At 64.9% G+C, this 11,758-nt stretch carries 11 protein-coding genes; 8 read left to right on the top strand and 3 right to left on the bottom strand.

Annotated elements, in window-relative coordinates:
* The first annotated feature begins 95 nt into the window (after positions 1–95).
* The 3 genes from SALLO_RS18015 to SALLO_RS18990 all read left to right on the top strand — a co-directional run bounded on the left by SALLO_RS18015 (position 96) and on the right by SALLO_RS18990 (position 4,849).
* The gene (locus SALLO_RS18015; RefSeq protein ID WP_022836911.1) at positions 96–3,593 is read left to right on the top strand and encodes a PAS domain S-box protein; all 3,498 of its coding nucleotides are present in this window, start codon (positions 96–98) and stop codon (positions 3,591–3,593) included.
* A gap of 607 nt (positions 3,594–4,200) precedes the next feature.
* Complete coding sequence (locus SALLO_RS0113915; protein ID WP_022836912.1) at positions 4,201–4,641, top strand: ImmA/IrrE family metallo-endopeptidase; 441 nt, start codon at positions 4,201–4,203, stop codon at positions 4,639–4,641.
* On the top strand, positions 4,628–4,849 hold the full coding sequence (locus SALLO_RS18990) for a type II toxin-antitoxin system PemK/MazF family toxin (RefSeq protein WP_157621528.1): 222 nt from the start codon (positions 4,628–4,630) through the stop codon (positions 4,847–4,849). Before SALLO_RS0113915 ends, SALLO_RS18990 begins: the two co-directional genes overlap by 14 nt.
* 107 nt (positions 4,850–4,956) lie before the next feature.
* Here the strand turns inward: SALLO_RS18990 and SALLO_RS0113920 are convergent, their stop codons facing one another.
* From SALLO_RS0113920 to SALLO_RS17455, 3 genes are all read right to left on the bottom strand, one after another.
* Positions 4,957–5,472 carry a hypothetical protein gene (locus tag SALLO_RS0113920; protein ID WP_022836913.1) on the bottom strand — a complete coding sequence of 172 codons (516 nt, stop codon included), beginning with the start codon at positions 5,470–5,472 and terminating at the stop codon, positions 4,957–4,959.
* Positions 5,457–5,702: a hypothetical protein gene (locus SALLO_RS0113925; protein ID WP_028567283.1), complete on the bottom strand. Its 246-nt coding sequence runs from the start codon at positions 5,700–5,702 to the stop codon at positions 5,457–5,459. The genes SALLO_RS0113920 and SALLO_RS0113925 overlap by 16 nt, the downstream gene beginning before the upstream one ends.
* Positions 5,703–6,028: 326 nt before the next feature.
* Positions 6,029–6,250, bottom strand: a complete 222-nt coding sequence (locus tag SALLO_RS17455; RefSeq protein WP_051141467.1) for a DUF433 domain-containing protein — start codon at positions 6,248–6,250, stop codon at positions 6,029–6,031.
* Positions 6,251–6,395: 145 nt separating this feature from the next.
* On the opposite strand from SALLO_RS17455, the gene SALLO_RS0113935 reads away from it, so the two are divergent.
* The 5 genes from SALLO_RS0113935 (at position 6,396) to SALLO_RS0113955 (ending at position 11,553) form a co-directional block, all read left to right on the top strand.
* Entirely contained in the window at positions 6,396–7,610 is a 1,215-nt protein-coding gene (locus tag SALLO_RS0113935) for an ABC transporter substrate-binding protein (protein ID WP_022836916.1), read from the top strand.
* Positions 7,607–8,488 carry an ABC transporter permease subunit gene (locus tag SALLO_RS0113940; protein ID WP_022836917.1) on the top strand — a complete coding sequence of 294 codons (882 nt, stop codon included), beginning with the start codon at positions 7,607–7,609 and terminating at the stop codon, positions 8,486–8,488. Before SALLO_RS0113935 ends, SALLO_RS0113940 begins: the two co-directional genes overlap by 4 nt.
* Entirely contained in the window at positions 8,485–9,288 is an 804-nt protein-coding gene (locus tag SALLO_RS0113945; RefSeq protein ID WP_022836918.1) for an ABC transporter permease, read from the top strand. Before SALLO_RS0113940 ends, SALLO_RS0113945 begins: the two co-directional genes overlap by 4 nt.
* A gap of 288 nt (positions 9,289–9,576) precedes the next feature.
* Positions 9,577–10,938 carry a PAS domain-containing protein gene (locus SALLO_RS0113950; protein WP_022836919.1) on the top strand — a complete coding sequence of 454 codons (1,362 nt, stop codon included), beginning with the start codon at positions 9,577–9,579 and terminating at the stop codon, positions 10,936–10,938.
* An 87-nt stretch (positions 10,939–11,025) separates the two neighbouring features.
* Positions 11,026–11,553, top strand: a complete 528-nt coding sequence (locus tag SALLO_RS0113955) for a hypothetical protein (RefSeq protein ID WP_022836920.1) — start codon at positions 11,026–11,028, stop codon at positions 11,551–11,553.
* The last annotated feature ends 205 nt before the right edge of the window (positions 11,554–11,758 follow it).

Here is an 11,758-nt window from a genome sequence, read left to right on the forward strand (position 1 = left end):
AAAAATCATGCGGTTCGCGTGAATCCGGCAAGCGTTCGCTGAATGCTGCGGCCGCGCCTCATGCAACGGTCTCCCCTCGCACCGATGCGGCTCCCATGACCGACCCTTCCCGTCCTTCCAGTACCCGCCGCCTGCGGGCCCTGGCGCGGTACAACATCCTGGACAGTGCGCCCGAGGATGCCTTCGACCGGCTGACTGACCTCGCGGCGCGCTTGTTTGACGCGGCGGGCGCGCTCATCACATTCATCGATGCCGAGCGGCAATGGTACAAGGCCCGCGTAGGCGTTCCCGCCACCGAGCATCCGCTGGAGGCCTCCGTGTGCGTCCACACCATCCGCCAAGACGACATTTTTGTCGTCCCGGACCTAACCGCCGACGACCGGTTTGACCTGCCGCCGCTCCTGGACGACGAAACGCCGGTGCGCTTTTATGCCGGGGCGCCGCTCATCACGCCCGATGGCTACCGCTTGGGGGCCCTCTGCGTCCTCGATGATACCCCGCGCCCGCCGGCGGCCGTCTCGGCAGCAGACCGCAAGACCCTGCGCGACTTGGCGGCTGTGGTGATGGACACGCTCGACTACCGGGCGGCCCACCAGCACCGCCTCGACGTGCTGGAGAGCATTACCGATGCCTTTTTTGCGGTGGATCGTAACTGGCGGTTCACGTACCTCAACGAACGCGCCGAGACGCTGCTGCAGCGCTCGCGGGAGGAGTTGATCGGCCAAAACGTGTGGGAGGAGTTTCCGGAGGCCGTCGACCTCCCCTTTTACGAGGAATACCACCGGGCCGTCGATACACAGACGAGCGTGCAGTTTGACGCCTACTTTCCGCCGCTGGAGACGTGGTTCGAGGTCTCGGCGTTTCCGATGGACGACGGCGGCCTCTCGGTGTACTTCAACGATGTCACCGAACGCAAAGACAACGAGGAACACCTGCGGCGCCTCTCGCAGGCCATCGAGCAAGTCAACGAGTCGATTGTCATCACCGAAGGCGCGCCGCTTGATCCGCCCGGCCCCCGCATCAAGTACGTCAACCCGGCCTTTGAGCGCATGACGGGCTACACCGCCGACGAGGTCATCGGCCAAACGCCCCGCGTGTTGCATGGGCCCGATACCGACCCGGCGGTGCTGGACTCGCTACGCGGCGCCCTGGAAAAGGGGCAGTCCTGGCGGGGCGAGACGGTGAACTACCGGAAGGACGGCACGCCGTTTACGGTGCGCTGGAACGTTGCGCCGGTGCACGCCCCCGACGGCTCCATTGCCCACTGGGTGTCGGCGCAGCGCGACGTGTCGCAAGAGCGTGCGATGGAGCGCGCCCTGCGCGAGCGGGAGGAGTACCTGTCGGTGACGCTCAACTCCATCGGCGACGCCGTCATTGCGACCGACCCCGACGGGTGCATCACCGAAATGAACGCCGTAGCCCAGGAGCTCACGGGCTGGACGTATGAGGAGGCGCGCGGGCAGCCGCTCGCCGCGGTCTTTCCCCTCCACAACGCACAAACCGGCGCGCCCGTCGAGAGTCCGGTGGATGTGGTGCTGCGCGAGGGCCACACCGTAGGCATGGCCAACCACACCGTCCTCACCGCGCGGGACGGAACCACGCATCACATTGCCGACAGCGCGGCGCCCACCCGCACGGCCGACGGGACGCTGCTGGGCGTGGTGATGGTATTTCGCGACGTGACGGAGGCGTACCAGCGCCGCGAGGCCCTCAAGGAAGAACGCGAGCGGCTCGCCCTGGCCCTCGACGGGGCCGACCTGGGGATGTGGGACCTCAACATGAACACCGGCCATACGGTGTACAACGACCATTGGGCGCACATGCTGGGCTACACGCTGGATGATATTAAACCGACGGAGGCCTTCTTCGAGTCGCTGGTCCATCCCGACGACCTGCCCCGTATTCACGCGGCCATCGAGCGGCACGCGCAGGGCGAAATCTCGGGCATCGACCTGGAGATCCGCCTGCGCGCCCGCGATGGCTCGTGGCGTTGGGTGCTGGATCGGGGCAAGATCCTGGAATGGAACGACGACGGCACGCCCCGCCGCATGGTGGGCACCCATCTGGACATCACCGAGCGCAAACAGGCCACCGAGACGCTGCAACGGGAGCAAAAGCTCCTGCAGAACATCTTTGAGGCGAGTCCGGCCGCCATTGTGACGCTCGATGCGGAGGGCGTCTTTACCTTTGCCAGCGCGCGGGTGGAAGACGTGCTGGGGGTGACGCCCGAGGTCTTGCAAGGCCGCACCTACAACGACACCGCCTGGAACCTGACGGCCGTCGATGAGGGCTCCATTGGCGACGAGGAGCTGCCCTTTCGCCGCGTGATGGATACGGGCCATCCGGTGCACGACCAGGAACTGGCGTTGTCGTGGCCCGACGGCACGCGGCGCGTCCTTTCCATCAACGGAGCCCCCCTACGCGACGCGAACGGCCACCTGTACGGCGCCGTATTCGTGTTAGACGACATCACCGAGGCCCGCGCGGCCCGCAGGGAGCTGCTGCACAGCCGCGAGCGCCTGGCCCGCGCCCAAGAGCTCATCAACCTGGGCAGCTGGGAGCGCGACTTCGTGCGCGAGACGCTGTATTGGTCCGACGAAACCCGGCGCATCTTTGGCTACGACGCCCAGGCGACCATTACCTTCGAGGGCTTCATGGCCCGCGTACATCCCGACGACCGCGCCCGCTTGCGAATGCAGCAACGCCATGCCATCGATAGCGGGGACACGCTCGATGTGGAGTACCGCATCTGCCGGCCCGATGGCGAGACGCGCATCGTGCACGAGCGCGGCGCGGTCGATACCGCCCAAGACGGCACCCCGCTGCGCCTTACCGGCACCGTGCTCGACATCACCGAGCGCAAGCGGCGCGAGGAGGAACTCATTGCCGCGAAGGAAACCGCCGAGGAGATGAACCAGCTCAAGTCGGCCTTTCTCGCCAACATGAGCCACGAGATTCGCACGCCGCTCACCTCCATCATTGGCTTTGCCGAGGCCCTGGCCGACATGGAGCTGGGCGACGCGCCGCACCGCTTCGCCTCGATTATCAACCGGAGCGGCAAGCGCCTGCTCGAAACGCTCAACTCGGTCCTCGACCTCTCGCAGCTGGAGGCCGGTTCGCTGCGCCTGCACACCGAAGCCGTCGACGCCACGGCCGAGGTACGCGAGGTGGTGGAATCGTTTGTGGCGCAGGCCGCCCGCAACGACGTTCGCTTGGCGTTCCAGCGCCCCGATCATGCCGTGCAGCTTCATGCTGACCGGGCCGCGCTGCAGCGCGTGGTGTCCAACCTGGTGAGCAACGCGCTCAAGTTTACCCCGCCCGACGGCCGCGTGACGGTGGCCCTTGCCCAAACCGACGGCCGCGGGGTCCTCTCGGTGGCCGATACCGGCGTGGGCATCGGCGAAGACTTCCTCCCGCAGCTCTTTGAAGCGTTCAAGCAAGAATCGACCGGCGACACGCGCGCCTTCGAGGGCACGGGCCTCGGCCTCACCATCACCAAACGCCTGATTGACCTGATGGACGGCTCCATCGCCGTGGAAAGCACCAAGGGCCAAGGCACCACGTTCACCGTGAAGCTACCGGCTGCCACGTGACGACATTACCTCAAAGGTGCGATTAAAAGAGATTCTCAACTCTATCTTTGCCTCCCCGCGACTTATTTCAATACCTCAAAGGTGCGATTAAAAGCCTACCCTATTTTGCAAAGAATCCCGTCCAAATGCAAATGAGTGCGGGTTGGAAGGCGTCTGCGCGGCACGTCATGTCGTCGCCCCTCGGTCGCGCACAACCCCCAAGGGGACGACGACATTCGACTAAACTCTGCAATACCAAATACTTCACGGGACGCTGCATTCGTAATGGGCCCTTGTGTACTGCGCCAATTGCTCCGGCCGGTGCCGGACGACGACGTTCCGCCATCCAGGGCCACGGCTCTTTACGTACAACATACGAAATGCGGCGCCTGCTCGTCAACCCGTTGGCCGGGCTGTAACGTTTTCCCTTCGCGCCGCACGCATGCAACGAGTACGCCCGGTTGGTTCGTGTAGCCTCCGGCTCGTTGTTCTGTTGCACTCATGGGATGTGCCATGCTGGGTTCCTGGTTTATCGTTGGCCTCCTGGTGCTGCTAGGAGGCGGTTGCGCGTCGGAGGCCCCGCCGCCTTCCGATCCGCGAGCTCGGCACGCGGCGCCGCTCCATTCAGGTGCAGGAACTGCTCCTGCTCAAGCGTTATTTCGGGATGAGCATGCAGGCACTGCTCTACCGCATGAAAGATCTGGAGATCATCTCCCAGCACCACTACACGCAGTGGTTCAAGCACATCAACACCATGGGCTGGCGAAAAGCAGAGCCTGAAGCGATGGACTCCGAGCGTCCAACGTGGCTCCGGCGCAGCGTCCTCCGGGCATATTCCGAGGAGTTGCTCTCTCAAGATGAAGCCGAACGGCTGCTGGGCGAATCCATCGACGAAGAGGGCGCACCGGGTCCGCTCGTCAAGCGTCGCGCGTTCATGGACCTGCCGATGGAGGAGCGGCGCAAGATTCTGGCCCGGCAGGCCGAGGCTGTCAAAGAGCACTATGAGGAGACCACTGGAGACCGACAAGCATGGCAAGGAGGCAACCTCGTAGACTATGGCGACGGATAACACATCACCCAGCCCGAGACGTGGGGCGATCTGGCGCGTCCGGCTGCGGCCTACCGAGCCGAACGGCCCCAGCAAAGTATCAGCGGCCGATGCGCTACAGATCCGAGGAGTCGATACATCGCGTTTCGTTCACCGGATGGGACGTATCGCCAGCGCCGATCTGGAGAATATCATCGCGGCCGTGGCCGCCGTTATCGAATACAAGTAACCATCCTCGCTTCACCCGTGGGCTCCTGCTCTCCCCTTCTCCCGCTCCCAATCACCCCACCTGCGAAGACCCGCTTGCGGCGAGCGTAGTAGTGGCGAAGGCGCTCGTCACGAGCGACGCCTCAACTGCTCGACAGCGAGATCGACAATGGCCTCCGTGACGAAGAGCGTGCTGTCCTCGTGAAGGCGACGCAGTAGGCGTTCGGCCCGGTCGAGGTCGATGCATTCCGCGCGGTACGCTCTGACGACGATGCCCAGCGAACCAACGGGCGTCCCGCCTCGCTCTTTCACCGCGTCTCGCACGGCCAGATCATCGGTCAAGACGAGCGAATCCTCTTGCTGCGCAAGGAGCCACAAACAGGCCTGTTCGCCATACTGAAGATCGTCGAGCGATTCCTGATCGATGAATGCCTGTACGTCTTGTCCGCGTTCCGCGTGACGCAAAACATTATCCAGCGACTCGATCTGATGGGGTGGAACGCGCCCCTGCCCAACCGTCTCATTCCACACCGCATCGGGGACGTGCAACACGCTGAATAGCTGCAGGAACGAGAGGCACCCGATCTCATGAAGGTGAATGAGCGGCCCTGCATCGGCAATGGCAGGTCCTATTTCAGCGCCCATGCCAGATCCTCTTTCATGGCGTCCCGCTGCCGCTCGGCCACCTCCACCCAGTCGATCCCGACCTGCTCGATCGCCTCCTCGCGCGATAGGTTTTCTTTTAAATACGCCGCGAGCGTGTGCTCACGCCAGAGCTGGTGAATGCCAGACTGGACGGCCTTGGCGATCACCTCGTCCTCCGAAAGTCCTGTCTCGGCCGAGAGCTGTTCCAGCCGCTTGAGCGTGTCTTTCATAGCTTTCCTGTTTTGCTGCATGCCGCGGAGTGTCAACAATTGTAACATAGTGTGTACGCCCCGCACAAGCAGAAGTTGATCTGTTCACCCCCCCCTTTCTCCCATTCCCAATCACCCCACCCGCGCGAACCCGAGCTTGCAGCGAGCGCAGTAGCACTCGAAGCGGTCGCGTAGGTGCTGGCGCTCGGGTTGCGCTCAACGCTGCATGCGGGACCACTTTATCAAAACATCGCCCCATTCACTTCGGAGAGATCCACCGAACGCGGGTCTTCCACACGATGCGAAGCGTCGAGCAACTTGATGCCAACGAGGTCGCGCGCCTCCTCTCAGGTTCTGCCATGACAGCGCTTGGTACGCTGCAGCCGCTCCATGACAGGAGGAGACGGCATGCGCTGCTGAAGGGTGTCCACGTCCTCGGCACGCCGCTCGATCTCGGCGTCGAGCGTGTCGCGGTGATCTCCGTAATACGCGAGCGTTGCGCGGATCTGTGCCAGGGAAAGATGCGGATGCTGACGCGGCATTTCTTCCGAGCCCTTTGCATCTAACATGCAGGATGCAGCACCTGCCCATCAACCCATTGGCCCGTTGGCCGGGCTGTAACGTTTTGCCTTCGCGCCGCACGCATGCAACGATACGCCCGGTTGGTTCGTGTAGCCTCCGGCTCGTTGTTTTGTTGCACTCATGGGATGTGCCATGCTGCGTTCCTGGTTTATCGTTGGCCTCCTGGCGCTGCTGGGGGGCGGTTGCGCGTCGGAGGCCCCGCCGCCTTCCGATCCGCGCGGGCTGTCGTGGAGCGCCACCGTCGACTCTGCACGCGGCGCGACTGTCGACGTGGCGCTGTGGATGGGCGACCCCTTCATCAACGACTACATGCAAACCTACGTGGCGCCGCACCTCAAGCAGCGCTACGGCATCACGCTCAACCTCATCTCCGCGCAGGGCGGCGAAATTGTCTCGGCGCTCATGACCGAACAGGAGGCCGGGGCCGCCTTCAGCGCGTACGACATGGCCTGGATCAACGGCGAGAGCTTCTATCAGCTCCGGCAGATTGATGCGCTGTACGGGCCGTTCCTAAAGCAGCTGCCCAACGCGCAGTACCTGAACCTGGACAACCCGTTCATTGCCAAAGACTTCCAGCAGCCCATCAACGGCATGGAGGCGCCGTGGGGCAACGTGCAGTTTACGCTCATCTACGATACGACGCGCGTGGAAACGCCGCCCCGCACGCGGGCCGCGCTCCTGCGATGGGTCAAGGCGCATCCGGGGCAGTTCACCTTTCCCACCGGCTTCACGGGCATGACGCTCCTCAAGATGTGGCTCATCGACAGTGCCGGCGGCGTGGACGCCCTCGATGGGCCGTTTCGCGCCGCTGCCTATCGGCGATACGCGCCCAAGCTGTGGGCCTACGTGAACCGCCTCAAGCCGCACCTGTGGAGGAACGGCACGTCGTTTCCGCGGTCGGTGGCGCAGCAGCACCAGCTCTTTGCACAGGGCGCGGTCGACTTCACCATGAGCAACAACGACGGCGAGGTCGACAACAAGGTGCTGCAGGGCGTCTTTCCGGAAACCGCCCAGGCGTACGTGCCCGCCTACGGCAGCATCCAAAACAGTCACTACTGGGGCATCCCGAAGCGGGCCCGCAACAAGGCCGCCGCGCTGGTGACGATCAACTTCTTGCTGTCGCCCAAGGCGCAGCTGCAAAAGCTAAAGCCCACCGTGTGGGGCGATGGCACCGTGCTCGCTATCGACTCGCTGCCCGCCCCGTGGCCCGCGCGCTTCCGGGCGGCCCAGCAACGCACGCACGCCCCGCCGCGCCGCGCCCTTCAGCAGCGCGCCCTGCCCGAGCTGGCGCCCGAATACATGATTCGCCTGTACGACGACTTTCGGACGGAGGTGCTGGGCTCGTGAGCAGCAACGCGCATCGGCCGTGGACGCGCGACGGGTGGGGGCTGGGCGGCGCGCTCTTGTTTCTGGTGGGCGCCCTGCTCCCCATCGGCTTTAGCCTGGGCTACGCCGCCGCATACAGCGTGGGCTGGACCGGCCTCATGGCCGACGGCTTTACGCTTGCCCACTGGCGCGCCGTGCTGGGAACGCCCGTGGTGTGGTGGTCGCTGGGGTGGAGCGTGTACCTTGCCGCTACCGTCGTCGTCCTTACCGTGATGCTGGCCCTGGCCCTCGCGCTTTACCTGCGCCGCCCGCTCGAATACGGCGCGCTGTCGTACGTCATCTACTTTCCGCTGGCCCTGCCGGCCACCGTGGCCGCCTTCCTGGTGTTTCAGCTCTTTGCCGAGTCGGGCTACATGGCGCGCATCGCCCTCGCGCTCGGAGTCATCGAACAGGCGTCGGCGTTTCCGAGCGTTGTGCACGACCGCTACGGCATCGGCATCTTGCTCGCCCACCTGGGCCTTACCGTGCCGTTCTTCACGCTCCTCTTTGTGCAGATTTACAACGGCGAACGCGTCGATGCGCTCAAGGGCACTGCGTTTGCGCTGGGGGCCAGCCGCTGGCAGGCGCTGCGGCGCATTACCCTGCCGCTGCTCCTGCGGCGCTCGCGCACCAACATCGCGCTGCTGTTTATTGCCACGCTGGGCTCGTACGAGATTCCGCTGCTGCTGGGACGCCAGTCGCCCGAGATGCTCTCGGTGCTTACCCTGCGCAAGTTTCAGCGGTTTAACCTGGGCGACCGGCCCGAGGCCTTCATCGTGGCGCTGCTGTACACGGCCTTCGTGCTGAGCGTGCTCGTGTATACGTTTCGCTATGCGCGGCCCTCGGAGGTGACCACATGAAGCGCTCTTCTGCCCTTTCGGTGCGCCTGCGTCCCGTCGTAGCCCTGCTTGTGGCGGCGCTGTGCCTCCTCCCGTTTGCCTACCTGCTCCTGCTGTCGGTGGTCGAGTCGTGGGCGTTTCCGCGCCTCGTGCCCGGCAACCTGCAGCTGCGGCTGTGGATGCGCGTGCTTACCGGCGCCTCGGGGCTGGCCGGAAGCTTCGTGCAGTCGGTTCTTATCTCCAGCACCGTCGCGTTCATCGCAACGCTCGCCGGATTCCTCACGGGCAAGTTCGTGGCGTACCATCCGCGCCGCCGCGGCCTGCTCTTTTTGGCGTACGTGCCGTTCGTCATGTCGCCCGTCATCCTGGGCACGTGCCTCATGTACCTCTACCTGCAGCTGCACCTGGTGGGCACCACCGTGGGCGTCATTGCTGCGCAAAGCATGTTTGCGTACGGCTTTAGCATCGTGCTTTTCAGCGCGTTCTGGAACGACCGCCTGCAGGCCTACGAAGCGCTTGTGCACACACTGGGCGGTTCGTCGCTGCAAGCCCTGTGGCGGGTGCTGCTGCCCATGGCGCGCCCCATGCTGCTCATCTGCTTCTTCCAGACGTTCCTCATCTCCTGGTTTCAGTACGGCCTTACGCTCCTCATTGGCGCGGGGAAGGTGCAAACCCTGCCGCTTCGCGTGTTTGCGTACGTCAACGAGGCCAACATGTACTACGCGGCCCTCGCGAGCTGCCTGCTCGTGTTGCCGCCGGCGCTGCTGTTGTGGCTCAACAAACGCCTTCTCTTTCGCCAGACCGCAAGCGGTCCGGTGTAGATGTGTCCTACACAGTGTAGGCAAAATAACCCACCGGCCCCATCGCGCCGGGTAAAATAACAGCGTTTGGGGGAAAGGGCGTCGCACGCCCGTGCTTTGTCCCATCCGTCACGGCGCCAGTTGAGGACCCCTCGTGCAGTCTATTCGCCGCATGTTCGTCCCGTCTCCTCCCCCTGCACGCCCCCAAAGCATGGACGGCATATTTTTTGTTGTTTGAACAGATGCATTGCGCTATTGGCGCACGTTGTGGTGCGCGCGGTGTCTCCCCCCTCCGAAGCCCTCCTTCCCATGATGAACCCTTCCGTATCCACCGATTCGGCCGCCTCGGTCCTTCCCCTATCGTCGGCCGTGCCCGACGAGGCGCCACGCACCGACAAGACACCGCCCACCGATGACGACGTGGTGCCGCTCCGCGAGGTGGAGGCCGTGCTGCACGAGCTGCACAACCGCCTCGAACGGCTGCGCACGCGCCACACGACCCTCATCGAGCAACTGAGCACAGACGGCGCGGAAACGCCCGTCGCCGAGGCGTATCGCGAGATGCATGCGCGCGGGCAGCGCCTGCTGGATGCGCTGGGCGTGGATGGATTTGACGAGGGCATCGAGCGGGTGCGTAGCCTCAACGAGCAGCTCAACCACCTGTACGACGAGAAGGAGCAGCTCACGCGCGCCGGGTTTACCAGCGTGGCCGATGTGCTCGCGGCCCTCGACGAGGCCGAAGCCCGCGCCGCAACGAGCGCCACGGACGACCGCGCCCTCGCTGCCCGCGTACGCAACGTGTTTGACATTACCGATCCCGCCGACGTGGAGGCCCTGCACGATACGCTCCAAACCCTCAAGCAGCGCACCGAACGCTTCGACGCGGTGGTGCGCCCCCTGCGCGCCGCTGACGTGCCGCCCGAGCACGCCGCCCGCATGATTGCCAACATGCGCGACCAGCTGGAGGCCCTGTACGATGCCTCCGCCTCTGATGAAGCGCGCGCCTCGTCTGATGACGCCCCCGCTGCAGCGGCCAAGCAGCAGCACACCCGCGATGCCTTGCTGGAACGCCGCATCCGCCAGCTCCGCCAGCGCAACCGCCAGTACGCGCAGCACCTCGACACCCTCAAGCGGGCCTACGGCGCGGCAACACTCGACGAGCTGCTCGAACAAGCTCCCACGCCAACAAACGAAAAACCCGCCGCCGAAGCGGAAGAATCGACGGACATCAACGTTCTTGCGAAAGCCTCGGAAGCTGCCAACAGAGAATTGGTGGTCGAAGATACACCGCCCCTCACCGATCCCGACACCCTCGACCGGCTGGAAAGAATGTCGGCCGAGGCGCTTGCCGAGCTGCCCGTGGGCCTGCTGTGCGTACAGGACGACGGCATTATCCGGTTTGCCAACGACGCTGCCCTCGCCCTGCCGGTACTGCCGGCCCATGCCACCCGCACCTCCATTAACGGCAGAAACTTCTTCGATCTCGTCCCCAGCACCGATAACAACCTGTTTCGCGGGCGCTTCCGGAAAGGCGTCGCCGGCAAGGCCATGGACATCCGTTTTCCGTACACCTTTATCACACCTACCCAGGGACCGGTGGTGATTAACGTGCACCTCCACCGCAAACCCGCATACTCGGTTAATTGGATCCTGATGGCGCGTCCCTCATAGAGGCACTAACATTAACGCACGATCAAGAGGCGCGGCTTGCAGCGCACCAGCGCCTTCTCTTGCTGCTCGACCACGACTGCGCGTTTTATGGCCAACGTACCCAACCAGCCGGCAACGAAGCGGCCCCGCAACATCACCGATGTGCTGTGCAACAGCCTGGGCGCGCCCCACCCCGACGGCGCCCTGCACCAGATTCACCTGATGCGGCGCGCGCTGCGCAACAACCACCGGATGCAGCGCCAGCTGCGCACCTGCGGCTTTGCCGATCCGCTGGAGGCCGCGGCGGCGGTTCAGGGAAGCGAGGCGCTGCGGCGCCGGGCCCAGCGGGCCGTGGTAGCCCAACGCGCGGCCGTCGACGAGGCCCTAGAGGCCGTAGCCGCCGCGCACGACCGGCTGCAGGAGGCCGCCACCTCCGCCGCTGCGCACGCGCCGCCCACAGAGCCCACGACCGTCGCCACCACCACCTCCGACGCCGCACTCATTGCCGAGCTCTCCGACGCTATCGCGGACCTCGCGGCTACGGCGCCGGCGTCCGACGATGCCGCCCAGCTGCTCGTGCAGGAGGTGCGGCAACGCCTCCAAACGCTGCGCGACGCGGCGGCCGCGTCGGAATAGGCGGTGGGCCAAGCGACGTCCGGCCCGCCGTCATCCGGCTGAGGATCGGACGACGCGCCTCAATCGTGCGTGGGCGACGCGGGGGCTTCTCTCTCGTCTGCCAGCACGCCCCGCGCCTGCGCCAGCACCTCCAGCGTCCGCAGCAGCCGCTGCACCCGCGCCCCGTAGCCCGTCAGCGCCACAAGGCCAACGCCCACGTAGGCCG

It is taken from the genome of Salisaeta longa DSM 21114 (assembly GCF_000419585.1).
Taxonomy (GTDB): Bacteria; Bacteroidota; Rhodothermia; order Rhodothermales; family Salinibacteraceae; genus Salisaeta; species Salisaeta longa.